The following is a 25,544-nucleotide window of genomic DNA, read 5'->3' on the forward strand; positions in this document are numbered from 1 at the left end:
ATCCTTGGAACAAACAAAACTAGAGCGTGGTTTTGAATACCTTTTAGAAGGCACGGGGATTTTAAAAACCGCCTTGGAAATTCCTTTTTTAGAAGGCTATCTAGAAAATATGGCGAGCCTATTAGAAGGAGACGTTCCAGTCGTGGCGGGGGTACCCAACCCTGAAGAAGTCGCTCGGCTTCAGGCTTTGTATGGCAAAGTCAACGCCTTAGACCTCACCCCTGATGAAAAACGTAAAATCACCCAGTTGTTACTGTTAAAAGGTTCGTTGGAAGACCATTTGTCTGCTAATCATCAATTAACCCCCGATGCCATTGGTTACTTTTGCTTATCTTTAGCTCAGCAACTTTTACCCCAGCAGGATGTCAAAATTTTAGATCCGACTGTGGGTATGGGCAATCTTTTAGCAACGGTGGTGACGGGTTTACAAGCGGCGGAACGTAACGTCACTGCTTTTGGCGTAGAAAACGACGACTTGTTAATCGAACTAGCAGCCGTAAATAGCGAGTGGTTACAAGAAACAACACAATACTTCCACCAAGACGCCTTACAGCCGTTGCTCTTAGAGCCTGTGGATGCAGTAATTGCTGATCTACCGGTGGGGTATTACCCTAACGACAATCGCGCTAAAGAATTTAAAGTTAGTGAACTCGTCAAAGAAGGCCACGTTTACGCCCATCATTTGTTAATCGAAGCTAGCTTTAAATATCTCAAGGAAGGGGCTTGGGGCATGTACATCGTGCCAGCTAATCTTTTTGCCAGCGAGCAAGCTAAAGCCTTTACCTGGTGGTTCCAAGAAGAAGCCTACCTCCAAAGTTTCATTACCCTACCCAAAAATCTTTTCAAAAATCCGGAAGCGCAAAAAGCTGTCTTGCTTTTGCAAAAACCCGGAGGACAAGCCAAACAAGCCCAAGAAGTTTTACTGGCGCAAGTGCCTAGTTTAAACGACATGGATAAGTTACAAAAATTTTTCCAACAATTTAGTGCTTGGCAAGCTAAGCAATTGGCTTAGAGAACAAACGAATCCGTCTAGCTTCCTAAATTTAGAGGAGCTTTTGACAAAACAATCAAAGGAGACCGCTATGTCAACAAAAACAATCGCAATCAACGCAGGAAGCTCAAGTTTGAAATGGCAATTATACAACATGCCAGAAGAAGAAGTAATCGCTAAAGGAATCGTGGAACGTATCGGTTTAAACGATTCTATTTTCACTATCAAATACGGCGATGGCCAAAAATTTGAAAATATCTTAGATTTGCCTGACCATGAAGTGGCTGTGCAAATGCTTTTAGATAAATTAATTGAATTAAAAATTATCGCTAGCTACGATGAAATTACCGGTGTCGGTCACCGCGTAGTAGCTGGGGGCGAATACTTCAAAGATTCCGTTTTAATCGATGATGACGTAATGGCTAAAATCGAAGAATTAATTGAATTAGCACCACTTCACAACCCGGCTAACTTAATGGGAATTAAAGCCTTCAAACATATCTTGCCAAATATCACCAGTGTCGCTGTGTTTGATACTTCTTTCCATACCACTATGCCCAAAGAAAACTACTTGTACTCCATCCCAATGGAATACTATGAAAAATACGCTGCTCGTAAATACGGCGCTCACGGGACTAGCCACCGTTACGTTTCTGAAGTGGCCGCGCAATGGTTAGGTAAACCCATCGAAGAAACAAAAATCATCACTTGCCACATTGGTAACGGCGCTTCCATTACCGCTGTTGACGGCGGGAAATCTGTCGATACTTCCATGGGCTTCACGCCACTTGCTGGGATTACCATGGGGACTCGTTCTGGGGACATCGACGCTTCTTTACTCCCTTACTTAATGCGTAAAGACAACATCGCCACCATCGAAGACATGATTGATGTCTTAAATAAAAAATCTGGCGTTCTTGGTTTGACAGGCATCTCTTCTGATATGCGGGAAATCCACGAAGCAGCAGATAACGGCAACGAATTAGCCCAATTAGCCATTAAAATTTACGCTGACCGCATTCGTAAATACATTGCCCAATACATCTCTGTCATGAATGGTGTAGACGCTATCGTCTTTACAGCCGGCGTTGGCGAAAATGCTTTCTACGTGCGGGACGCTGCCTTAAGCCCAATGTCTTGGTTCGGTATTAAATTAGATAAAGAAAAGAACGAAAATACTTTAGGTTACCTTGGCGGTGAAGGTGTGATTTCTGCTGAAGATTCTAAAGTGCCCGTCTTTGTCATTCCAACTGACGAAGAAGTCATGATCGCCCGTGACGTGGAACGTTTGAAAAAATAAAGTTTTATTGAAATAAAAATAAAGAAGCTCCCCGCTTCAGCTACCAGTTTGGTGGTTGAGGTGGGGAGTTTTTTTTGACGTATTCGCAAATAAAAAAATTTGCTCTTAGAGATTAGTTTGTTATGTAAACTAACTAATGTGGGGTTAAAGTAAATTAAAATACAAAATAGTCCTCAGAAGAAATCACTAGCGGTAATCCTATTGTTCGCGTTACCCATTTTTTCTTCAAGGCTACTTTCCTTTGCAAAAAGAGGGGAAAATTCTCAATAATTATTTTTTGATTTGTTATTTAAAAGTGAAGTGAACAACTTTGCAGATAAAATTTTTATATGAAAGGAATATTTTCATATCTTTACCTTTTTGAAAAATAACATAAATATCAGAGGATAAATCCCGAAAATCACAGTTAAATCCCTTTTAGAACAGATATTCTTCTGGAATTTTTAATTCAATAATAAAGGTAAAAAATAATATTATTAAAAAAAATATTTTAAAAATCCAAAAAAATAGCAAAGATAAATTTTGTCTAGTTTTCCATGATATTTGTCTTGTTTTTGAAAGCGTTTTAGTAATATAATCGAATTTGTAACCGAATAGAAAAAATACTTGGCAATGGGAGACAATATTTTTTCTTTCTGGTAAACGCAAGGCCCTTACGCTATGTGAGGAAAAAAGGAGAAGGAGAGAAGTGTATGAAAACGAAGCTTAAGTATTTTTTAGCCACAGCAGCTTTATTGAGCCTCTTAGCGGGATGCTCTAGTGGTAAAGGCGGTGACACCAAAGAAAGTGGTGATCAAGCAAAAGACGCCAGTGGGAATAAAAATTATACAGCTTTTATAGCCGTACCAGGTACAGAAGTTCCTGACGATTCTCGCTTGAACGAAGCTTTTGCTAAAGAATTTGGGTGGAAAGTGAAAGTGTCTTGGTTAACAGGACAAACCGCTAAGGAAAGAATTGGGGTCATGATTTCTGGGGGCGACTATCCAGATGTTGTCGATGCCTCAGAAGGACGCTCGGCCATGATCGATGCCGGTGCTTATGTGCCTTTAGAAGATTACCTAGATGATTATCCTAATTTAAAAGGGATGCTTTCAGACATCGATTGGGAAAAAATTAAAAAAGATAATGATGGACACATTTATACCATTCCGCAATTTAGTGCAGAAAAAGTAAAAGACATGGAAACGGAATACGGTGGTGAAGCTTTCTGGATTCAAAAACGAGTTTTAGCGTGGGCCAACTATCCTGAAATTACTACATTAGATGAATATTTCGATTTAATTAACAGCTTTTTAGCCGCCAATCCTGAAACAGATGGACAAAAAAATATTGGCTTTGAAATTTTGTCAGATGACTGGCGCTACTTCTGTTTGGAAAATCCGCCACAATTCTTAGCTGGGTATCCAAATGATGGTGCCGCCGTTGTGGATCCTGAAACAAAAGTAGCTAAGGTATACGACAAACTACCAGAAGCCAAGGAATATTACCAAGCCTTAAGTGCCCAATTTGAAAAAGGGGTGATTGATCCTGAAACCTTCACGGCTAAATACGATCAATACATCGCCAAAGTTTCTTCTGGCCGAGTTGTCGGTTTAATTGACCAAGGTTGGGATTTCCAATCTGCTGAAGATTCCTTAGTTTCACAAGGGAAAGATGAATTAACTTATGTACCATTTGACTTAGTTTTAGATAAAAATGTGACACCGCAATATGGCGAACATAAATCTTTAACGACCCAAGGTGGGATTGGGGTTACCGTTGACTGTAAAGACGTTAAGGGCGCCTTACAAATGTTTGACGATATGGTTTCGGAAAAAGGAATGATTTTACGTAACTGGGGTGAAAAAGATGTCGATTATCAAATAGATGGCGATGGAAAATTCTCTCGTACCGATGAGCAATGGAAAAATTGGCGCAATACAGACTACGTCAATAAGAACTCGACAGCCTTTGGATATATGCCAGGTTACGGAGGGATGTTGCCAGACGGCATCAATACCGTTAGTCCTGCACAACAACCAGAAGAATTTAAAAAGACATTAGTAGATAGCGATAAAGCCATTTTAGAAGCATACGGCGTGGATAACTGGAACCAAATGATTAAAAAGCAAGATCCAGTGCAACCTTGGTTCCCAATTTACACCGAGCGTGGGAAATGGACCTCTAAAGATGAAGCCGCAATTGCTAACCAAAACATGCAAGATGTGAAGATGCAATGGTTACCAAAAGTGATTATGGGGGGACCCGATGCTTTTGAAAAGAACTGGCAAGATTACATGGACACTTATGAATCACGCATTAACTATAAAGCATTTGAAGATGCTTTGACGGATGAAGTTGCCCGCCGCATTAAAGTAGAAGCTGAGTTGCAAGAAGTAGTTGATAAGACGGAAAGCACAAAAGAATCATCCTCTAAATAAAGACTAAATCATTTTAAGGAGGGAAATTTTTCCCTCCTTAAATGTAAAAGGAAAGGGTAGGTTGTCTGCAATGGAAGAAGGGAAAAAAATAGCCATGGATTCGACTACTTCAGCACCGAAAAGTAAAAAAAAATTATTGAGAAGAAGAATTTGGCAACAAAAAGAACTCATCCTTCTTGTGTTGCCTTTTATCATTTACATCATCGTTTTTAACTATGCACCTTTATCCGGTTGGTTAATGGCTTTTCAAGATTATCGACCTGGAAGAGGATTATTGGATCAAGAATTTGTGGGCCTAGCCAATTTTAAAATGCTTTTTTCGGATGCCTCATTTATCCGCGTCGTGCGCAATACATTAGCGATGGGGTTAATTAATTTAATTTTAGGTTTTGTTTTTTCAATTGGTTTTGCTGTTCTTTTAAACGAAGTAAAAAATAAACATGCTAAAAAATTTATGCAGACGGTTTCCTATTTACCCCACTTTTTATCCTGGATTATCGTTACGGGGATTGTTTTAGATGTCTTATCCACGGAAACAGGGATCATTAATCAATTATTAATGACGCTGCACTTTACCGATAAGCCTATTAACTTTTTATCTGATCCTAAATATTTTTGGTGGATTGTGGGCTTTTCTAACGTTTGGAAGAGTACTGGTTGGGGGAGTATCATTTACTTATCGGCGATGGCTTCCATCAATGATGAATTATATGAATCGGCGGAAATGGACGGAGCGAATCGTCTTAGAAAGATTTGGCATATTACTTTACCAGGTATTAAGCCAACGATTTTTATTCTGTTGTTGATTAATATTGGAAATGTTTTAAATGCTGGTTTTGAAGTACAATACTTATTAGGTAATGGTCTGGTCCAAGAAGTTTCCCAAACCATTGATATTTTTGTTTTGAAATATGGGATTAGCTTAAACAACTATTCATTTGCCACGGCTGCTGGTATTTTTAACGGCGTTGTCTCAATTGTGTTGATTACGTTAGGCAATAAATTGGCCCGGCTGGCTGGCGAAGAAAGTCTATTTTAGAAAGGGAGAAAACCATGAAGAAAAAAGGAAGTACGTCAGATGTCATCTTCAATGTATTTAAATGGACCTTTCTTATTTTATTTATTTTAGCTACGTTATATCCCATTTTGAATACGCTTGCCGTTTCTTTTAATGATGGCTTAGATGCTTTGCGGGGAGGAATTCATTTGTTCCCGCGTAAATTTACCTTAGAAAATTATAAGACAGTTTTAGCCAAAGAGTCCTTAAGACAAGGGGCGATTATTACAGTAGCTCGTACGGTAATTGCCACTGTTTCACAACTACTTTTAACTTCTTTACTAGCTTACGTGTTGAGTCGTAAGGAATTCGTCTTTCGGACACCGATTACCTTGCTTTTTATTTTCACCATGTATTTAAATCCTGGTTTAATTCCCGGATATGTTTGGATGAATAAATTAGGTTTGGTCAATACTTTTTGGGTCTATATTCTTCCCGGGATGATTAGTGCTTTTAATATGTTGGTAATTCGGACGTATATTAATGGTATTCCAGAAAGTTTGGTGGAATCGGCTAAGATTGATGGCGCCGGTTATTTCAAAATTTTTTATGCCATTATTTTACCACTATGTAAACCCGTGTTGGCTACGGTGGCTTTATTCATCGCAGTTGCCCAATGGAACTCTTGGTTTGATGCCATGTTGTACAATGGGTTTAACGATCGCTTAACCACGTTGCAATATGAGTTAATGAAATTATTATCGTCAGTAACCAACCAAGGTGCTAATGCCCAAGATATGAAAAACGCAGGAAACGGCGGCTCCATGGTGACGCCAACTTCGATTAGAGCAGCTACAACAATTATTACGGCACTGCCAATCGTTTGCTTATATCCATTTTTACAACGGTACTTTATTGGTGGTTTAACCATTGGTGGGGTTAAAGAATAAGAGTTAAAATTGGATTGCCGAAAACTGTGAAAGGAGAACAAAGATGTTTAAATCAAAACACGGTGAAGAAATTGCTGAAAAGCTGACAAAAATAGCCAATTTACTTTTACTTAGTTTACTTTGGGTTATTTTTTCTCTGCCTATTGTGACGTTGGGTGCCGCCACCAGTGCGCTGTACGCTAGCGTGTACCATTGCCTGATTGGGGAGCGAACAGATCTTTTTAAAACTTTTTTACGAACTTTTAAACACTCCTTCAGTCAAGCGACAGTAGCGTGGCTGTTCTATGTGACAATCGTGGGGATTTTTATTTTAAATTGGTTTTTGATTCAACAACGCTTAGATGCTTCTTGGCTAAATCAATTTTCACAAGTTTTCTTGCTGATTTTATCCATTGGGCTGTTGCCGGTCTTATTTTTAATGCTGGCCTACATTTCTCGTTTTCGCGATCCATTGAAAAAAATTTTTCTAAATTGTGTGATGTTATTGCTACTTAATTTTACGAAGTATTTATGGCTGCTGGTAACGTTACTGGTAGTGGGAACGTTCATTTGGTTGATTCCCATTAGTGTTGTGATTCTTCCGGCTTATGGCAGTCAATTGTTGGAAAAAAAAGCGGAAGAAATTTTTATTCGTTACGGGGCAAAAGTGGTTTAGGGGTTGAAAGGAAAATTTTTTGTAATAGAGTTAGTTTGTTAGATAAACTAACTCTTAAAGCTAAAAAAAATGAGTAAGAGAAAGGGTAGATGGTCATGGGGAGATATCGCAATATTTTTTTAGAATACGGCTATCCGGCAGAAGAAATTCAAAGGAAAAAAGATTTAATTTGGTATGAAATTTTTGAAGGCCCCGAGAAAGTTTACTATGAAGAAGACCCTGAGTTAGGCTACGTGTTGGATACGGGCAATGACGACGTGCGAACAGAGGGAATGTCTTATGCGATGTTACTAGCAGTTGAATACGATCGTAAAGATATTTTTGATCGCTTATGGGGCTGGGTGAAAAAATATATGTATCTGGAGAATGGTTTTCACGCCCATTATTTTGCGTGGTCAGTAAGTCCTGATGGGCAAAAAAATTCTTACGGTCCGGCGCCTGATGGGGAAGAATTTTTTGCCTTGTCTTTATTTTTTGCAAGAAATCGTTGGGGGAACGGCGAAGGAATTTTTAACTACAGTCAAGAAGCGCAGAATTTGTTAAGCTATTGTGTGCATAAAGGTGAACGCTATGCGGGGTTACCGATGTGGAATCGCGAAAATAAATTAATTAAATTTATCCCAGAAGTCGACTTCACTGACCCTTCGTACCATTGTCCCCATTTTTATCAACAGTTTGCTCTATATGCCAATGAAGAGGATCGCAAGTTTTGGACGGAAGCAGCTTTTGCTAGTCGCGAGTATTTGAAAAAAGCCATGAATGAAAAAACGGGGTTAAGTCCGGAATATGGCCACTATGATGGTACGCCGGTTTTTGATAAGCGCAATCATCCGCACTTTTTCAGTGACGCTTATCGTACTGCTTTAAACGTCGCGGTGGATAGTCAGTGGTTTGGCGGCGATGATGTTTTAAAGGAACGCCTCACTAAGTTACAGGAATTTTTTGCCACTACGGCTAAAGGCAAAGAAAATTTTATTTATACGGTGGCAGGAGAAAATACTGGGGAGGAAGTTTTGCATCCAGTAGGACTATTAGCAACGTTAGCTAGTGCCTCAGCGGCAATTCCTGAAGGGCCATATGCGCAACAATTTGTTGCTGAATTTTGGCAGACACCGCTACGCACGGGAGTCCGGCGCTATTATGATAATTTTCTCTACGCGTTTTCCTATTTGGGTTTAAGCGGCAATTATAAAATGTTTTAAAGTAGTATCCAATAAAATCGTGGAGGTTTTTTTAGATGGCAACATTTCAAAATCCTGTTTTGGCGGGCTTTTCGCCTGATCCTTCTGTCTGTAGAGTGGGGGAAGATTATTATTTAGTCACTTCGACATTTGCCTATTTTCCTGGGGTGCCAATTTACCACAGTAAAGATTTAGTGAACTGGCAACAAATAGGGAATGTATTGGAACGTAAAGAACAACTAAATTTAGAACAAAGTAGTCATTCACAAGGTATTTTTGCTCCTTGTCTTCGTTATCATGATGGGCTTTTTTACCTGATTACCACAAACGTGACTCACGGAGGAAACTTCTTTGTCACGGCGTCTAATCCTAAAGGTCCATGGTCAGAACCTTATTTTCTCGATAATGCGCCTGGCATTGACCCTAGTTTATTTTTTGACGATGATGGGCATTGCTATTACGTGGGGACGCGCCCACGTCCTAAAGGTGTTCGTTATAATGGGGACTGGGAAGTTTGGGTACAAGAACTAGATTTAAAGACGAAACAATTGATTGGGGTCAGCACGAAAATTTGGCAAGGGGCTTTACGGGAGGTCATTTGGCCAGAAGGACCGCATTTATACAAAAAAGATCAATTTTATTATTTAATGATTGCTGAAGGTGGGACGGGCTTTAACCATTGTGTAACGATTGCCCGTAGTAAGCAAATAGACGGCCCTTATGAAGGAAATAAAAATAATCCTATTTTAACGCATCGTCACTTAGGCAAGGTCTATCCTGTCCGTAATGTCGGGCATGGTGACTTAGTTTCTACCCCTGATGGCCAGTGGTACATGACTTGCTTAGCTAGTAGAGATTTCAATGGGTACAGTAATTTAGGACGAGAGACTTTTTTGGCCAAAGTTGAGTGGGAAGATGGCTGGCCGGTAGTGAATCCCGGTGAAGGTCGTTTATTAGAAACGCAAGAGCATGATTTGCCTTTGGTTCCCGTAGAGAAAAGAACACATTTTACTTTTGAAAAATTGTTACCAGAATTTCTATTTTTACGGAATCCCTATGAAGAAAATTATCAGTTTACACCTGAGGGGAAATTAAAACTTTTTGCCACCAAAGCAACCATTGGCCAGCTTGTTTCCCCTAGTTATTTAGGATTGCGGCAACAAAGCATGAACTATTGCTGCCAAGTACATCTTAATTTAGCAGGACAAACAGCGGGGGAAGCAGGTTTAGTCATTTTACAAAGCGATACCTACTCCTTACGCTTAACGGTAACACCAAAAGAAAATAAACAACTGGTGCGCCTCATTACTCGAATTCAAGGAGTGGAACAAGTTATTGGCGAGGTTTCTTTAGCGGAACAAGAGCTTACCTTAAAACTTATTGGTGCCGGACAACTTGTGAAAGCTTTAGTCGAAAGTAGTAGTCAACGCCTAGTCGTGGCTGAAAATGTTGATGTCCATTATTTAAGTACGGAAGTGGCCGGGGGCTTTGTGGGCTGTACTTTAGGTGTCTATACGACTTCCCCTCATGACAGGGATTATGTGGAAGTAAGTTACTTAGATTTGGAATGAGACTGGACGCAAAGAAACGAGGCAGCAAGATGAAAAAGATCAACCCCCTTATTCCTCTAGACTATCCGGATCCTGATGTTATTCGGGTAGGGGAGGTCTATTATATGATTACCACCACCATGCATTTTATGCCAGGTGGGGAAATCTTACGCTCGCTGGATTTACTACACTGGGAACATGCGGCTTTTGTTTACGATCGTATAGATAGTACACCCGCTCAACAGCTGACAGAAACAGCAAATATTTACGGCAAAGGAATGTGGGCCGCCACATTGCGTTATCATCAAGGAATGTTTTACGTGATTTTTGTCGCCAATGATACCAAAAAAACATATCTTTATCGAAGTAAGCAAATCGCAGGGCCGTGGAAAAAAAGTATAATTGCGGGTTTTTATCACGACTGTTCCTTGTTGTTTGATAAAGAACGGATTTTTTTAGTCTATGGCAATCGGGAAATTTGGCTAACTGAGTTGGATGAAAAGTTAACCGGTCCTAAAAAAGGTGGGTTGCACCGCCTACTGGTTTCCGACCAGGACAACCCTAATTTAGGGTATGAAGGAGCCCATCTTTATAAAATTGACGGCTACTACTATGCTTTTTTCATTCATTCTTTAAAAGAGCGTTGGTTTAGAACCCAAGCCTGTTTTGTTGCTGATTCTTTAACCGGGACTTTTTCCGGGGGGGATGTCCTCGTAGATGACCGTAACTATTGTCAACAAGGTGTTGCCCAAGGTGGAATAGTCGCTACACCTGACGGCAAGTGGTATGCCATTTTATTTCAAGACCACGGAGCAGTGGGACGACTTCCTATTTTAGTGCCGGTCCAGTTTGAAAATCATTTTCCGGTATTTGGTGCGGCCGGAAAGATTCCGAAAAGTTTTCCGACCCCCACTGCTAAACATTCCACTAGTTTACAACCTTTAATTGGGAGCGATAGCTTTGACCACATTTACGCTACGCCATATGGCTTTGCTCCCCAATGGCAGTTTAATCATGAGCCTAATGCCGCTGGCTACACGTTAGATAATAAAAAGCAGCGCTATCTTATTAAACCGCAAAAAATAACTGAAAATTTGACCCAAAGTCAAAATACTTTAACGCAACGGATGACTTTTCCTACTTGTCAGGCGCAAGTGACGTTAAATGCTGAAGGTTTACAAGAAGGCGATTTTGCCGGTTTAGCTGTTTTACAAGGTGCTTACGGCTGGATTGGGGTCACCAAGGACCAAGGAAAATATTATTTAGTTATGAAATCCCGAGAATTAACCGAATTTAGTTTACAAGGTTTGCCGCTAGATGAGCATGCAGGTAAAGAGCAGGCACGCATTAGGCTTTTCAGTCCCCTTGTGACCTTGCAAGTTCGCGCCAATTTTTCTCAGATGAAAGACGTGACGAGCTTTTTCTATCAAACAGACGGAACCTTTAAGCAACTGGGGATTGAGCATCCGGTAGCCTTTAAGATGGATCATTTTTGTGGGTGTCGCTTAGGGTTATTTTGTTATAGTACGCAACAAATCGGTGGTTTTGCCGCATTTTCACAATTTCAATACGAAAATACCGGAGAGGAGCAAGAAGTTATCGATGGAAAAAATAATTAACATTCAAGATGAACAAACCATTTCTTTTCGTAACCAAGTAGATTTTTGTGTGGGTACTGGGCGGATGGATTTAGCTTTACAAGAAGAGTATTTAAAACAACTAGCCTTAGTGCAAGCTGAAATTGGTTTTCGTTATATTCGCGGACATGGTCTTTTTTCAGAAGGGATGGCCATTTATCATGAGTATGTGAATGAACAAGGAGAAACCGTTCCAGAATATAATTTTACTTATTTGGATCGCGTGATGGATGCCTATCTGAAATTGAACATTCGCCCTTTTTTAGAGTTGGGCTTTATGCCTAAACAACTGGCTAGTGGCTCACAAACGGTTTTTTATTGGCAAGGCAATGTGACCCCTCCTAAAGATTATCGCAACTGGCAAAAGTTGGTGACGGCTACTTTACAACATTTAATTCAGCGGTATGGACAAGAAGTCTTCACTTGGCCGATTGAAGTTTGGAATGAACCTAACTTAGCTGGCTTTTGGCAAGAGGCTGATATGGCAGAATACTTTAAATTATTTTCCGTAACGTTTAAAGCGGTTAAAGAAGTAGACCCCCGCTTTCAAGTGGGAGGACCGGCGATTTGTGGTGTCGATGACGAACGCTGGCTCCGGGAGTTTTTACAGTATTGTCAGCAACAAGGAATTGCCTTAGATGCAGTAACCCGCCATTTTTATACGGTATCAGCGCCGGAAACGTGTGGGCATTATTCCTACATGGCTTTACGCGCACCAGAAGAAAGCTTACAGGAACTTACAACTTCTAGAAAAATTATCGATTCTTTTCCAGCGTTTAGGGGCTTACCCATGCATATTACGGAATTTAACACCTCTTATCGTCCAGATACACCTTTACACGATACTGTGAAAAATGCTGCGTATATTGCTCAATTATTGGCGGTCTTGGGGCAAACTAGTGCTTCTTATTCTTATTGGACCTTTGGCGATGTGTTTGAAGAACAGGGAGTGCCTTTTACTCCTTTTCATGGTGGCTTTGGTTTAGTCGCTAACGGCAACATTCCTAAACCGACTTTTTGGACTTTCGCCTTTTTTAAACGCTTACAAGGAAAAGCGATTTACCAAGATGAGACCTGTGTGCTCGTTAAAACGGATACTGGTTATCGTGGCGTAGCGTGGAATTATAGTCCAACAGAACGCACCAAATGTTTTTCAATACCAGAAAGTAGTCAAGAATATAGTTTTGTAGCAGAAATTGTCGATGAAAAAAGTGGCAATCCCTTAAAAGTTTGGCACGATTTGGGACAACCTCGTAGTTTGACGCCTGGCCAACAAAAATTATTGCAACTGGCAGCACAACCACGGGTGGAGAGTCAAAGATTGCAAAGCGCAATGCTGACGATCGCACTCCCGCCCTATGGTGTTTGTTACTTTGAATTAAAGGCGATTGCTACTCAGCCAGATCGCGGCTTTGACGCAGAAAAAATTGGTTTAGTGTAGTAGCGGAACATTGAAATGGAGGGGATTTCATGATGCAATTAGAAGGACATCATAGTGGTGAGCGACTAGACTTTCAAGCCTATCATCCGGAATCCTTAAGATATCCGGAACATTTACATCGCTGCTTTGAGTTTTTATATTGTCGTCAAGGTGAGACGACACTTTCAATTAATCAAAAAAAGTTTACCTTACAGGCTGAAGAATTTGCCTTAATTTTTCCTTATCAACCTCATGAAATTATGACCATAGAATATTCCCAATTGGATGTTTTAGTTTTTTCACCAGAATTTATCGAAGATTTTTATGCCAAATTAGGAGGCGTAAAGTTTGAAAATCCTATTTTTTCTTTGAAGAAAAAAAGGTATCAGCGTTTGTTTCCCAGTTTATTTGAAACCTCCTCCCTCTATGAGCGGAAAGCGGCCTTGTATGAATTGTTAAGCATTGCTGAAAAAAGCACGATTTTTGTGCCTTCCAACGATAATAAACAAATTGTGACCCAAATTATTTTATATATTGAAGGGCACTTTAAAGAGAATTTAACCATGAAACAATTAAGTGAACATTTAGGGTACAGTGATGTTCACGTTTCAAAGATTATTTCGACGAATTTTGATAATTCTTTTCCTAATATTTTAAATCATGCGCGGGTTAACTATGCCTGCTACTTATTAAGTAATACGCATCAAACCGTGACGACGATTGCCGATAGTTCAGGATTTCAAAATGTCCGCAGCTTTAATCGTAATTTCAAAAAAATTATGGGGCGCACGCCGAAAGAATTTCGTGACCAAGCTAAGCAAGAAGAATGTTGCTGCGCCCAACAAGAGCAGCCTCATGAACCAAATAAAACCAAGGAAAAATAATTTCCGTAAGGAGCAAAACGATGGCGATTTTTAGACAAGGACCAGATTTTTTAGAATTTCAACACGACAATGAGCGGGTGCGGATTATCGCCTGGGGAAAAAATAGTTTACGGGTGATTAGTACCCCCAATGGCCCGCTAGACTTAAGTAGCGCAGGACTAATGCCGGCACCAACTCCTCAGACTCCTGAAATTAGTTTACAAGAGGATACGGCCACCATTCAAAACGGTAAAATTAAAGCTTTCGTGGATTTTCGCGGCTGGTTTAATCACATGGGCAGAATTTCATTTTATGATGAAACGGACCAACTCTTACTAGAAGAAATGGATGGCGGCGGGGCGTTAAATCGTCGTAGCCGTCACTTCCGTCCACAAATTGGGGGCGACCAACGCTTAACCGCCACTTTTTGGAGTAATCCGCAAGAAAAAATTTATGGTATGGGGCAATATCAACAAGACATTTTCGATTTAAAAGGCTGCAATTTAGAACTGGCCCATCGTAATTCCCAAGCTTCGATTCCTTTTTATCTATCTAGTCAAGGATACGGTTTTTTATGGAATAATCCAGCGATTGGCAGCGTTTCTTTTGGGAAAAATACAACGGAATGGCGCGCCGATAGTACGAAACAACTGGATTATTGGGTAACTAGCGGCAGCACTCCTGCTGAAATTGAAACGCAATATTCCGCAGTAACCGGGCGCACTCCCATGATGCCTGAATACGGTCTAGGCTTTTGGCAATGTAAGCTGCGGTACGAAAATCAAGAAGAAGTGCTGAAGGTTGCTCGAAAATACCATGAATTAGGAATTAAAATTGATGTCTTAGTCATTGATTATTATCATTGGCCCCGTTGTGGAGATTTTCGTTTTGATGAACAATTTTTCCCAAAAGTAAAAGAAATGGCCGCGGAATGCAAAACGTATGGCATCGAATTAATGGTTTCAGTTTGGCCCCAAATTGATGTCCGCAGTGAAAACTTTGCAGAGATGAAGGCCAATGGATTTTTGGTGGAAAGTGCTCATGGCTTAGATGTCCAGATGATTTTTCTGGGGAATAATGTTTTTTACGATGCCACTAATCCCCAAGCTCGCCAATACGTCTGGCAAAAAATTAAAAAGAATTATCGCCAACAGGGAATTAAGCTTTTTTGGTTAGATGAAGCGGAACCGGAATTTAGTAGCTATGACTTTGATGTTTATCGCTATTATCTTGGTAGTGCGTTACAAAAAAGTAATCTGTATCCACGAGAGTACGTCAAGGGATTTTTTAAAGGAGAGAATCAGGATTTTGGGGAAACGACGATTAAATTAGTGCGCTGCGCTTGGGTGGGCAGCCAACAATATGGGGCCTTAGTGTGGTCAGGGGATATTCATTCCACCTATCAAGATTTTAAAAATCAAATTGTGGCGGGCTTACAAATGGGGATTGCCGGCATCCCTTGGTGGACCACAGATATTGGTGGCTTTCACAATGGAAATATTCACGACCCGCACTTTCAAGAACTGTTAATCAGATGGTTCCAATATGGCACCTTTAGTCCCGTCATGAGAATTCACGGCAGTCGCCATCCTCATCATGAAGTTTTTAAAGCAGATGGAGAAGCTGCTGAATGGAGTGGGGCTGAAAATGAAATTTGGAGTTACGGCCCAGAAAATTTTGAAATTATGAAAAAATTCATTAATATCCGGGAAAAGATGCGAGGGTATACGCGCCAGCTGATGGAAATAGCTCACAAAGAAGGTCAACCGGTATTGCGGACGATGTTTCATGAGTTTCCAGCAGATGAAACTTGTTGGCATTTAAAAGATCAATACATGTTTGGCAGTGACCTCTTAGTCGCCCCTGTCGTGGAAGCAGGCGCCAGAAAAAGAAAAGTGTACTTACCCAAAGACACCCACTGGACAGATGCTCGAACCGGCGAAGTTTTAACTGGTGGTCAATGGATAGAAGCTTCCGCCGCCATAGAGACTTTACCCATCTTTTTACGAGAAGGTCGTCAAAGCTATTTGATTGGGGAAATTTAACGCCCTTGCTGCCGCCTTTTGCAAGTTATCAAAAAATCATCAAGATATTCAGCAGACTTTTTTACCATAAATGAATTGTCAGAAATAGAGGAAATGATCATGAAAGCGATAGCTACTTCTCAAATTGTCATCCAGGACGCGTATGTCAAAAATGCGCAAGAAAAGTTAGAACACTATCTAATAAGTTTAGATCCAAAAATGTTTTTATTCGAATTTTATCAAGTAGCCCAACTCCCACCTTTGACTGCTGAAGGTTATCAAGGATGGGAACGGAGTGATCAAGTAAATTTTCGCGGACATTTTTTTGGACACTTTATGTCAGCTTGCGCTTTAGCCTTTCAAAGTACCCATGATGAAAAAATAAAGAAAATACTCCTAGCAAAAATGAAGCTGGCCATCACGAGTTTAGCAGAAATTCAAGAAGCATATGGGAAAAATCATCCGGCAAGTAAAGGCTATCTCTCCGCTTTTAGAGAAGTTGCCCTAGACGAAGTGGAAGGCAAAAGCGTTCCCGAAAAGGAAAAAGAGAACTGTCTAGTGCCTTGGTATAACTTACACAAAATATTAGCAGGGTTACTAGATATTAGCGAACACACTTGGCTCAAAGACCAAGCCTTAAGTAAGCTCGCTTTAAAGGTAGCGCAAGAATTTGGGACTTATATTTACCTACGACTGACGAAACTCCAAGATAAAAGTAAAATGTTGGCGGTGGAATACGGGGGCATGAATGAAGCTTTATATCGTTTGTATCAGCTAACGGGAAATTATCAGTATGCTGAGGCCGCTAGTTATTTTGATGAAGTTTCTTTATTTGAAAAATTAGCTTTAAAGCAAGATATTTTGCCAGGAAAACACGCCAACACTACGATTCCTAAGTTGACGGGCGCGTTAAAACGCTATCAAGTATTGCAAACTAGCGAAGCGCAAAAAAATTTAACCTCTACTGAAATTCAGCAACTACCGCTTTATTTACAAGCAGCGAAAAATTTTTGGGAACTCGTGGTGACGCAGCATAGTTATTGCACTGGCGGCAACTCCCAAGGGGAACATTTTCATCAACCAGAGGAATTGTTTCATGATGCTTTTGGAAAAGGCGGCGAATGTACGTGTGAAACGTGTAATACCTACAATATGCTGAAGCTTTCACGAGGCTTGTATGAAGTAACCAAAGAGGTGAAATATTTAAACTTTTACGAAAAAGTGTATATCAATGCGATTTTGGCTGCGCAAAACCCGAAAAATGGCATGATGATGTATTTCCAACCGATGGGAGCCGGCTACAATAAAGTTTACAACCGCCCCTTTGATGAGTTTTGGTGTTGCACGGGAACGGGCATTGAGAGTTTTTCCAAGCTGGCCGACACTTATTATTATGAAGAAAACGGCATTATTTATGTCAATCTGTATTTTTCCAATGAACTAACCCTACCGGCATATAATGCGGTACTTTTACAACAAACCAATCGTCCAAAGGGAAGCAGTTCCTTTAGTGTAAAACCCTTAGATCCGCGTTACCCGACAATTCCTTTTAAACTTGCTTTTCGTTTGCCGGACTGGAATAAAGCTTGGTCTTTAAAAATTAATGGCAAAAAAGAAGAGGCGAACTTACAACATGGTTTTATTGTGCCTAATTTTGTGATTAAAAACGGTTCTAAATGGCAACTAGATTTGACGCTAGCTTTAACTGTCAATAGCACTTTCGACAATCCTCATTATCTAGCCTTTCAGTATGGTCCTTATGTGTTAGCTGCTGAATTGGGGAAAGAAAAGGTGAACTTGGACCAGCCCAATGGCATTTTGGTTCGGGCCGCCACCAAGCTAGCTTCTTTGCCAGAACAATTGTTGTTAGAACAAGGAGATGTGGCCACCATTACCCAACATTTACATTTGGTAAATCTTCCGGGAAAGTTATTGGCTTTTAAAACGAACCACCTCACACCTGCACTGACCTTTACCCCTTATTATGAACTTCATGACCAACGCTATGGTATTTATTTCCAGACCACCACCAATGTTGCGGATATCACGGCCAAAAGCACTGAAAAGTCACCCATGCCCCTGATAGAATTGAGTAATTTTGATGGCAACAATAGTGAATATGCCTTTCGTTTAAAATATCAAGCTAGCAAAATAGGAGAAAAGGGGGGGGAACGTTATCGCCAGAGTATAGAAAATGGCTGGTTTAGTTATGTCTTTACGCCTCCTAAAAATCAACGGCTCACTAAAATGACGCTCCTTTTAAGAGCAACTATTCCCAACACAGCCGTGAAAGTTGTTTTTAACCATGATGCAAAATTTACTAAAATCATGGAGGCTGCGGCCAATCAAGAAGAACTGACCCAAGTAAAAATTGCTATTCCCCCTGAACTGCAAAATGAATCCCCGCTGGAGGTTTTGTTTACCGGGATTGACGGGCACAAGAGCCCAGAAATTTATCAAATAGCGCTGTTTAGTTAAAAGCTTTTCATTTAAAGAGAGAAGGGAAAAAATGTCGCCGGAAATTAACCAGTTAAATCATCTTAAATTTGCCCCCACCCCTCCCATGGGCTGGAACAGTTGGGACTGTTATGGCGCTTCCGTCACGGAAGAAGAAGTTCGCGCCCACGCTCATTTTATGAGTCAACATTTAAAAAAATACGGTTGGGAATATGTGGTCGTGGATATTCAATGGTCAGAACCTCAAGCTACTTCAAGCCGCTACAATGCTTTTTATCCATTAAACATGGATGAATATTCCCGTTTAATCCCAGCGGAAAATCGTTTTCCTAGTGCAGCTAATGGGGTAGGATTTAAAGCTTTAGCCGCGGATATCCACGCCTTAGGGTTGAAATTTGGCATTCACATCATGAGGGGGATTCCCCGCCAAGCTGTGCATCAAAATACGCCGATTAAAGGGACCGCAAAAAGAGCTCGCGATATTGCTTTAAATAATATTTGTCCTTGGAATTCGGATATGTACGGGGTCAATGTCGATTTGCCAGAAGGCCAATTGTATTATGATTCTTTAATCGAGCTTTATGCTGAATGGGGCGTTGACTTCATTAAGGTGGATGATATCGCAAATTCTTATCTTTACGGAGGTCCCCATCGCAAAGAAATTTCTGCCCTGCAAAAAGCTATTCAAAAAGTAGGCCGGCCAATCGTCTTATCTTTATCTCCAGGACCAGCCCAAGTCGCCGCCGGTTCTTTTTTGCAAGAGCAAGCCAATATGTGGCGGATGACAGATGATTTTTGGGACCATTGGGCATCGTTATATGTCATGTTTGACCGCTGTAAAGAATGGGCACCTTATGTGCGGCCGGGAAACTGGCCAGATTGTGATATGCTCCCTTTAGGTCATCTTGGGCTGCGAGCATCTGATGGCGGCGGGGGTGATAATTGGACTCGTTTTACAAAGGATGAGCAATATACCTTAATGTCTCTGTGGACTATTTTCCAGTCTCCCTTAATGTACGGCGGAACCTTGCCGGATATTGATCCGTTTACCTTAAGTTTGTTGACCAATGAAGAAGTTTTAACAATGCATCGTACCATCACGTACCGTCGTCAGTATTACCGCGATGAAGAGTGGATTGTTTGGCGGGGGACAAGTCCTGAAAGAGAATATGTAGCCATTTTTAATGTGAGTGCTGAAGAAAAGAACGTGCCCACTTTTTTAGCGGACTCAATATTGAAAAAGCCAGGAACTGTTCATAGCTTGTGGGAAAAAAAGGACATTCAACTGAAAGAAAAAAAGGTGGCCCCCCATGGCGCCTTGCTGATTTCTTTGTAAACCACCGGCCAATTGGCGGAAAGGTTAAAAAGGACAAATTTGATGGAGGGAAAAATGAATAAATATGTTGCGTTAACTTTTGATGATGGACCACATCCTCTTTATACGGAGAAAAAATTAACAATTTTACAAGCAGAAGACGTACCGGCAACATTCTTTTTTATCGGGGAAAACATTTTAAAATATCCTGAAGTGGTGCAAAAAGTTCAACAGGCCGGACAACAAATTGCCAACCATACTTTTTCACATCCCGACTTGACGACGTTGTCTAAGGAAGAAGTTCGCACTGAGGTTCGCCGAGGGGATGACGCCTTATTTCAAACCACCGGCTGTGTAAGTAACTATTTACGGCCCCCTTATGGAAATTTCAATCGTGAAAATTGGGAAGCAATCGGGAAAAATCTAGTTACTTGGAGTATCGATACTCAAGATTGGCAGGAGGGACGCACCACTGAAGAAATTTTTGCAGCCGCTACGCAACAGGTGACGTTTCCGGCGATTATTTTGATGCATTGTTTTAAAAAAGAAACGGTGGTAGCTTTGCCAAAAATCATTCACGCCTTAAAAGAAGCCGGGGTAACTTTTGTAACGGTAGCGGAATTACTCAGTCTTGAAAGTGCGGCGATAACCGGCATCAAAGTAACCAACTAATCAGTAGCCAACAGCTTTTAACTGTTTTTTTAAAACGAAAGGTAGTCTTATTCAAGGACTAATCTTAAAAGTAAGGTAGCACTGGATGGAAAGTGTGTAGAAGTAAAGGAGAGAATATTTTGAGTTACGAATTATTGTGTTACCAACGTCAAGCACTAGCAACAGACCTTTATAGTGAAAAATTAGCCTGGAGTATGCACTTAGCTTTAAAGGAAAAAGGAGCAGCCGATTTTGTGCCTTTAAATCATAATTTTGGTGTTTTATTTGTGGAAGCTACTGCCGATGGGCAAGGTAAATTAACCGCCAAATCCCTCCTTAAGCCGTGGCTTGTTCAACAAGATGAAACATTTTTCGTCTTGGCAATTCGGATAAATGCGGATGGCACGAAAGATGAGGCAAGTAAAGGCGCCGTGGTGCCCTTTACCACCAGCGACTTTGTTCATTATACAGAGTTGCCACTCCTTAAAATTAGTGATAATTATCTTCAGGATATCCAAGCTACGTATCAAGCAGGTTCTTTTTTACTTTCTTGGCAAGAAGAAGACGGGTCCGCTTTTAGTTTGTCCTTAGCCTCTTTAGCTGAACGGGACGCGACACTTCTTCCTAGAAAAAAGCTGGTCTCTTGGGACACGCCAACACCAAAGACCGCAATTGAAGGCGCTCTGCCGCGAAATAGCCTGGAAATAAGCACGGAATTAGGCAATTATTTATCGAAAAAATTGACCACGCCTCGTCACGTGGAAAACGAATATCCGCAAGCGGTGCACTTAGAATCTTTAGCACAGTTATCTAACGTGAAAGTAACCGCAACATATAGCGATGGCACGATTGTGAACAAAAATGTGGATTGGTTTACAGAAAACAGTTTGCCCGATGACTCAGGGGTGTACAACGTGCAGGGGAAAGTTCACCAGGACCACTATCCGTTTCCGATTGCTTGTGATCGCGCTGATCCTTGTATAGGCAAGTGGCAAGGATATTATTATTTTATTGCCACAAATGATACCGACCACAATCACAGTCTAGCCATTAGACGAGGAAAGACTATTCCAGAATTAGTCACGGCTCAAGAAATTAAGATTTTAGATAGCGATATGTATGACCATATTGGAAATCTCCTTTGGGCGCCAGAATTTCATATCATTGAAGGTCGTCTTTGTATTTTTCATGCCGCAACGCCAGCTAAGTTTGAAAATGAACAATCCCACGTGATGCGCCTGAAAGAAAACGGGAATCCCATGCTGAAAAGTGATTGGGAAGTACCGCGGCGCGTAGTGAAAAAGGACAATTCCCCTTTAATTGAAGGAGGGATTACTTTAGATATGACGGTGATTCAAAATAAAGGGCGACATTTTGTGGTGTGGTCCCAACGCCAACTTTTTCCTGATGATTTGGGGGCGTGGTTATATATCGCCGAAATAGATGGCAAAAAACCGTGGAAATTAATTACCGATCCCATTGTCTTAGCGCAACCAACATATGACTGGGAAAATAATCATACCTTCGTGGTGGAAGGACCTTATTCTTTGAAGCGTGGCAAGAAAATATATTTAACTTATTCAGGTGCGGCGGTAGACGCGACTTATTGTGTGGGTTTGTTAACGATTGACGCTGACTTAGAGCTACTCAATCCTCAAAATTGGGTGAAAAATAATTATCCTTTGCTTTCTTCTTTGAATGTTGAAGGGGAGTATGGACCGGGGCATAATGCCTACGTCACCGATGAAGAGGGAAACGTTTGGAATACCTATCACGCGCGACCAGGAATTTCGGCGCCTAGAAGTTCAGGAATCCGTCGTGTTCATTTTGATATTGATGATGAACCGGTACTAGATGTTACAGAAGAAAAAGACCTGAATCCGGAACTGACCATCGTGGCCACCAAGGTGACGCTACATTAAAAATTTGGTGCTAGAAAATTAGTGACCATTAGTAATTCGTATCCCAATGCCCTGTTGCTCTACTCATTTGGTAGAAACAAACAGGGCATTTTTGCTAATTAACGTATCATAAGCTAGCTATTTTAAAAAAGTGAGATGAAATAAGATGCCAAAAATTATTTTTAAACAGCCAACAAAAGACTGGAATGAAGGGTTACCCATCGGCAATGGTCGTTTAGGAGCGATGATTATGGGGAATCCAGAAAATACCCATCTTCAGTGCAATGAAGACACCTTATGGCAGGGGGGATTTCGCAATCGCAATAATCCGGCTGCCAAACAAAATTTAGAGAAAATTCGACAACTAATTTTAGCTGAAAAAACACGGGCAGCAGAAGAGTTAATCCAAGCTGCCTTGACTGGTGTGCCAGAATTTCAGCGACACTACGAACCGGCGGGGGATATTTTTATTCGCAATCTTTCTCATGGTGAGGTGAGTGATTATGTTCGTACCTTAGATTTAGCAACAGCCGTGGTGACTGAAAGTTATCAATTGGGGGAAAACCGCTATCACACAGAAATGTTTGCTAGTAAGCCGGCCCAGTTAATGGCCTATTGCGTGACGAGTAGCCAAAAAAGCAATACGAAGTTCCGTCTGCATTTGAATCGTTCACGAGGAATTTATGATCAGTTTTATAGCATAACTAATGAAGATAGCATCTTACTAGGAATTTCTGGAGTGACTAGCGATGGAGGAGTCCAATACGCTCAATTTGCGAAAATTGTCACGGATGGGAAAATGGAGTTAGTTCGGCAGTATGTAGTGATTGAAGAGTTTACTACGTTGATGATTTATACAACAATTGCCACGACGTATCGGCAAAAAGATCCCGCTGCATATTGTCAAAAAATCTTAGGTGCTGCTGATATCGTAGCTTATGAAAAAATCAAAGCAGCACATATCGAAGATTATCAAAAATTATACCAAACAGTTAGCTTAGACTTAGGGGGTCAAACTGCTACAGCAGATGTCCCAACCTTGCTGGCTAATGCCCAAAAAGGGCAAGTCTCGCCTTATTTAATTGAAATTATGTTTCAATTTGGGCGCTATCTTTTAATTGCTAGTAGTCGTCCAGGTTCTTTGCCAGCTAATTTGCAAGGGATTTGGAATAAGGAGATGCTACCGGCTTGGGATGCTAAGTACACCATTAATATCAACACGGAAATGGACTATTGGCCAGCTGAAAAAGTAGGTTTATCCGAATGTCATCTGGCTTTATTTGATCATTTGTTGACCATGTATCCCAATGGCCAGCAAACGGCTGAAACGATGTATGGCTTAAAAGGATTCGTCGCCCATCATAATACTGATGTTTGGGGCGATACTGCACCGCAAGATGATTATTTGCCAGCAACGTATTGGCCTTTTGGTGGCGCTTGGTTGTGCTTGCATATTTGGCACCATTATGAATATACCCAGGATAAAGAATTTTTAGCTAAGTATTTCTTTTTACTAGAAGAAGCAGCATGTTTTATGGCCGGTTTTGTAATGGAACTGCCAAATGGAGAAATGGTAACCAATCCTTCTGTATCGCCGGAAAATAGTTTTTTGACGAAAAGCGGTGAACCAGGGTACGTCAGCTATGGTTCAACGATGGATAATCAACTGTTATGGGAATTATTTACGGATTATTTGGCGGGCTGTCAACTAACAGAGCATGATAGCCAGTTAGTTTTAAAAGTTCAGGAAATCTTGCCGAAGTTGCCACCCCATAAAATTGGAAAATACGGGCAATTGATGGAATGGTATCACGATTATGAATAGTGTGAGCCAGGGCATCGCCACATATCTCATTTGTTTGGCTTGTTCCCAGGACACAAATTGAAAAATGAGACGCCAGAAATATATCACGCAGCTCGCGTTTCTTTAGAACGACGCTTAGCAAACGGTGGCGGACATACGGGTTGGAGTGCAGCTTGGTTAATCAATTTATGGGCGAACTTTGGCGAAGGGGAAAAATGTTACGAGGTCATCGTGAAGCAAATTCAAGAATCTACACTGCCGAATTTGCTGGACAATCATCCACCATTTCAAATTGATGGCAATTTTGGCTTGACCTCAGGAATCGTGGAAGCCTTAGTGCAATACTATGATGGCAAATTAAAAATTTTGCCAGCTTTACCTCAAGCTTGGCCTAAAGGCGCGATCAGAGGCGCCCGAATTCCCGGCAACGTTAGTCTAGATATCGCATGGGAAAATGGCGAATTAACCGCGCTTGTTATTCACGGAACTTTAGCTCAAGCAACAGTCGTTTACGTGAAAAATAAAAAAGTGGGAACTTTAAAAGAAGCAAGTATTCAGGAGGCACTTAGTCTTGTTCAAGGTTAAAGATTACTTTGCTTTTGTTGAGGTTCTAACAAGAGTCAAAGTCGCTCTTAATTAGTACAAGCGCTAAAATTTAGAATGGATGTTAAGTTAAAAAAAAGAACTCCACACATTATAAGCATTCCCTACCTTCGGCTAAAAGGTCGTCTTTGAGGAATGTTGCAATGTGTGGGGTTTAATTGCTGGCGATTAACTTCTTTTGTAGATGATGCTCCGATGACCAATGGAAAAGATTTCGATGCGAATCTCATCATCTTTAATATTGGCAAGAATGCGATAGTTTCCAATGCGATAACGCCATTCACCGCTATGATTACTTACTAAACCTTTCCCATGTTGTCGTGGATTATCAATATTCTCAAGATTTTTTCTAATCCAAGCCAAGATTATTTTTGCCTGGTTTCGATCCATCTTTTTTAGCTGTTTTTGCGCTTGGGGCATATACGTAACTCTATAGTTCATTTATTAATTTCTCCATCTCATCTTGAGAAATTCCTTTTTCCTTGTTCTCTGTGGAAATTTTTATTGCTGTTTGCAATGTGTTTAAGTCTAATTCATTTTCAATTTTTTCCAACACAGCGTTACGGTATAGTTCAGTAAGAGAAGCATTATGAGCTTTTGCGTACTCTGCCACCAAAGCTTTTTCTTCTTCAGGGATTCTAAAGGTAATTGTAGATTGTGACATTTTTTGACCTCCTGTTGTACTAACGTTGTTAATACAATTGTATCTTTTTATTTGAGGTACGTCAATATTAAGGAAGCGGATAGATGGTTTTAAGTCAATATTTTGGACACATTTTTATAGACTTTTTTGTTCAATCGCCACAAAGGCTCGCCTCCTTCTAG

The 25,544-nt window shown here is 40.7% G+C and carries 19 protein-coding genes and 1 pseudogene; 18 read left to right on the forward strand and 2 right to left on the reverse strand.

Annotation, left to right across the window (positions count from 1 at the left end):
* Nucleotides 1-4 precede the first annotated feature (4 nt).
* The 18 genes and pseudogenes from FFM57_RS06855 (at nt 5) to FFM57_RS10050 (ending at nt 24,701) form a co-directional block, all read left to right on the forward strand.
* A complete protein-coding gene (locus FFM57_RS06855) occupies nt 5-1,012 on the forward strand; it encodes a class I SAM-dependent methyltransferase (protein ID WP_137599768.1) in 1,008 nt (335 codons plus the stop codon).
* Nucleotides 1,013-1,082: 70 nt separating this feature from the next.
* Nucleotides 1,083-2,291: an acetate kinase gene (locus tag FFM57_RS06860; RefSeq protein ID WP_137599769.1), complete on the forward strand. Its 1,209-nt coding sequence runs from the start codon at nt 1,083-1,085 to the stop codon at nt 2,289-2,291.
* A gap of 692 nt (nt 2,292-2,983) precedes the next feature.
* Nucleotides 2,984-4,711 carry an extracellular solute-binding protein gene (locus FFM57_RS06865; protein ID WP_137599770.1) on the forward strand — a complete coding sequence of 576 codons (1,728 nt, stop codon included), beginning with the start codon at nt 2,984-2,986 and terminating at the stop codon, nt 4,709-4,711.
* Between the two features lie 70 nt (nt 4,712-4,781).
* On the forward strand, nt 4,782-5,750 hold the full coding sequence (locus FFM57_RS06870) for an ABC transporter permease (protein WP_246023447.1): 969 nt from the start codon (nt 4,782-4,784) through the stop codon (nt 5,748-5,750).
* A gap of 14 nt (nt 5,751-5,764) precedes the next feature.
* Nucleotides 5,765-6,658: a carbohydrate ABC transporter permease gene (locus FFM57_RS06875; protein ID WP_137599771.1), complete on the forward strand. Its 894-nt coding sequence runs from the start codon at nt 5,765-5,767 to the stop codon at nt 6,656-6,658.
* 43 nt (nt 6,659-6,701) lie between these two features.
* On the forward strand, nt 6,702-7,313 hold the full coding sequence (locus FFM57_RS06880; RefSeq protein WP_137599772.1) for a DUF624 domain-containing protein: 612 nt from the start codon (nt 6,702-6,704) through the stop codon (nt 7,311-7,313).
* 89 nt (nt 7,314-7,402) lie between these two features.
* Nucleotides 7,403-8,515, forward strand: a complete 1,113-nt coding sequence (locus FFM57_RS06885; RefSeq protein WP_246023443.1) for a family 8 glycosyl hydrolase — start codon at nt 7,403-7,405, stop codon at nt 8,513-8,515.
* 35 nt (nt 8,516-8,550) lie between these two features.
* Complete coding sequence (locus tag FFM57_RS06890) at nt 8,551-10,065, forward strand: glycoside hydrolase family 43 protein (protein ID WP_137599773.1); 1,515 nt, start codon at nt 8,551-8,553, stop codon at nt 10,063-10,065.
* 29 nt (nt 10,066-10,094) lie between these two features.
* The gene (locus FFM57_RS06895) at nt 10,095-11,663 is read left to right on the forward strand and encodes a glycoside hydrolase family 43 protein (RefSeq protein ID WP_137599774.1); all 1,569 of its coding nucleotides are present in this window, start codon (nt 10,095-10,097) and stop codon (nt 11,661-11,663) included.
* Nucleotides 11,647-13,122 carry a GH39 family glycosyl hydrolase gene (locus tag FFM57_RS06900; protein ID WP_137599775.1) on the forward strand — a complete coding sequence of 492 codons (1,476 nt, stop codon included), beginning with the start codon at nt 11,647-11,649 and terminating at the stop codon, nt 13,120-13,122. The genes FFM57_RS06895 and FFM57_RS06900 overlap by 17 nt, the downstream gene beginning before the upstream one ends.
* A gap of 29 nt (nt 13,123-13,151) precedes the next feature.
* Nucleotides 13,152-13,985, forward strand: coding sequence for a helix-turn-helix transcriptional regulator (locus FFM57_RS06905; protein WP_137599776.1), 834 nt, complete (start codon nt 13,152-13,154; stop codon nt 13,983-13,985).
* 20 nt (nt 13,986-14,005) lie between these two features.
* Nucleotides 14,006-16,009 carry a glycoside hydrolase family 31 protein gene (locus FFM57_RS06910; RefSeq protein WP_137599777.1) on the forward strand — a complete coding sequence of 668 codons (2,004 nt, stop codon included), beginning with the start codon at nt 14,006-14,008 and terminating at the stop codon, nt 16,007-16,009.
* Between the two features lie 99 nt (nt 16,010-16,108).
* Complete coding sequence (locus tag FFM57_RS06915) at nt 16,109-18,466, forward strand: glycoside hydrolase family 127 protein (protein WP_170999920.1); 2,358 nt, start codon at nt 16,109-16,111, stop codon at nt 18,464-18,466.
* 31 nt (nt 18,467-18,497) lie between these two features.
* Nucleotides 18,498-19,781 (forward strand): glycoside hydrolase family 27 protein, encoded by a 1,284-nt coding sequence (locus FFM57_RS06920; RefSeq protein ID WP_246023445.1) that lies wholly within the window; start codon nt 18,498-18,500, stop codon nt 19,779-19,781.
* Nucleotides 19,782-19,835: 54 nt separating this feature from the next.
* Complete coding sequence (locus FFM57_RS06925; protein WP_170999921.1) at nt 19,836-20,432, forward strand: polysaccharide deacetylase family protein; 597 nt, start codon at nt 19,836-19,838, stop codon at nt 20,430-20,432.
* Nucleotides 20,433-20,551: 119 nt separating this feature from the next.
* Nucleotides 20,552-22,333 (forward strand): family 43 glycosylhydrolase, encoded by a 1,782-nt coding sequence (locus tag FFM57_RS06930; protein WP_137599780.1) that lies wholly within the window; start codon nt 20,552-20,554, stop codon nt 22,331-22,333.
* Nucleotides 22,334-22,478: 145 nt separating this feature from the next.
* Nucleotides 22,479-24,440 (forward strand): annotated as a pseudogene (locus FFM57_RS06935) (glycoside hydrolase family 95 protein); the annotation flags it as partial.
* 12 nt (nt 24,441-24,452) lie between these two features.
* Entirely contained in the window at nt 24,453-24,701 is a 249-nt protein-coding gene (locus tag FFM57_RS10050) for a glycoside hydrolase family 95-like protein (RefSeq protein WP_371851249.1), read from the forward strand.
* Nucleotides 24,702-24,887: 186 nt separating this feature from the next.
* Here FFM57_RS10050 and FFM57_RS06945 read toward each other — a convergent pair whose 3' ends face one another.
* Nucleotides 24,888-25,160: a type II toxin-antitoxin system RelE family toxin gene (locus tag FFM57_RS06945; RefSeq protein WP_137599783.1), complete on the reverse strand. Its 273-nt coding sequence runs from the start codon at nt 25,158-25,160 to the stop codon at nt 24,888-24,890.
* Complete coding sequence (gene relB / locus FFM57_RS06950; RefSeq protein ID WP_137599784.1) at nt 25,150-25,383, reverse strand: type II toxin-antitoxin system RelB family antitoxin; 234 nt, start codon at nt 25,381-25,383, stop codon at nt 25,150-25,152. The genes FFM57_RS06945 and relB overlap by 11 nt, the downstream gene beginning before the upstream one ends.
* Between the last annotated feature and the right edge of the window lie 161 nt (nt 25,384-25,544).

Source organism: Enterococcus nangangensis (genome assembly GCF_005405245.1).
GTDB lineage: Bacteria > Bacillota > Bacilli > Lactobacillales > Enterococcaceae > Enterococcus_J > Enterococcus_J nangangensis.

Excerpts from the sequence above, each read along its gene's own strand:
- FFM57_RS06860 (WP_137599769.1), top strand. The coding sequence starts at position 1,083 with ATGTCAACAAAAACAATCGCAATCAACGCAGGAAGCTCAAGTTTGAAA.
- FFM57_RS06865 (WP_137599770.1), top strand. The coding sequence starts at position 2,984 with ATGAAAACGAAGCTTAAGTATTTTTTAGCCACAGCAGCTTTATTGAGC.
- FFM57_RS06870 (WP_246023447.1), top strand. The coding sequence starts at position 4,782 with ATGGAAGAAGGGAAAAAAATAGCCATGGATTCGACTACTTCAGCACCG.
- FFM57_RS06875 (WP_137599771.1), top strand. The coding sequence starts at position 5,765 with ATGAAGAAAAAAGGAAGTACGTCAGATGTCATCTTCAATGTATTTAAA.
- FFM57_RS06880 (WP_137599772.1), top strand. The coding sequence starts at position 6,702 with ATGTTTAAATCAAAACACGGTGAAGAAATTGCTGAAAAGCTGACAAAA.
- FFM57_RS06885 (WP_246023443.1), top strand. The coding sequence starts at position 7,403 with ATGGTCATGGGGAGATATCGCAATATTTTTTTAGAATACGGCTATCCG.
- FFM57_RS06890 (WP_137599773.1), top strand. The coding sequence starts at position 8,551 with ATGGCAACATTTCAAAATCCTGTTTTGGCGGGCTTTTCGCCTGATCCT.
- FFM57_RS06895 (WP_137599774.1), top strand. The coding sequence starts at position 10,095 with ATGAAAAAGATCAACCCCCTTATTCCTCTAGACTATCCGGATCCTGAT.
- FFM57_RS06900 (WP_137599775.1), top strand. The coding sequence starts at position 11,647 with ATGGAAAAAATAATTAACATTCAAGATGAACAAACCATTTCTTTTCGT.
- FFM57_RS06905 (WP_137599776.1), top strand. The coding sequence starts at position 13,152 with ATGATGCAATTAGAAGGACATCATAGTGGTGAGCGACTAGACTTTCAA.
- FFM57_RS06910 (WP_137599777.1), top strand. The coding sequence starts at position 14,006 with ATGGCGATTTTTAGACAAGGACCAGATTTTTTAGAATTTCAACACGAC.
- FFM57_RS06915 (WP_170999920.1), top strand. The coding sequence starts at position 16,109 with ATGAAAGCGATAGCTACTTCTCAAATTGTCATCCAGGACGCGTATGTC.
- FFM57_RS06920 (WP_246023445.1), top strand. The coding sequence starts at position 18,498 with ATGTCGCCGGAAATTAACCAGTTAAATCATCTTAAATTTGCCCCCACC.
- FFM57_RS06925 (WP_170999921.1), top strand. The coding sequence starts at position 19,836 with ATGAATAAATATGTTGCGTTAACTTTTGATGATGGACCACATCCTCTT.
- FFM57_RS06945 (WP_137599783.1), bottom strand. The coding sequence starts at position 25,160 with ATGAACTATAGAGTTACGTATATGCCCCAAGCGCAAAAACAGCTAAAA.
- relB (WP_137599784.1), bottom strand. The coding sequence starts at position 25,383 with ATGTCACAATCTACAATTACCTTTAGAATCCCTGAAGAAGAAAAAGCT.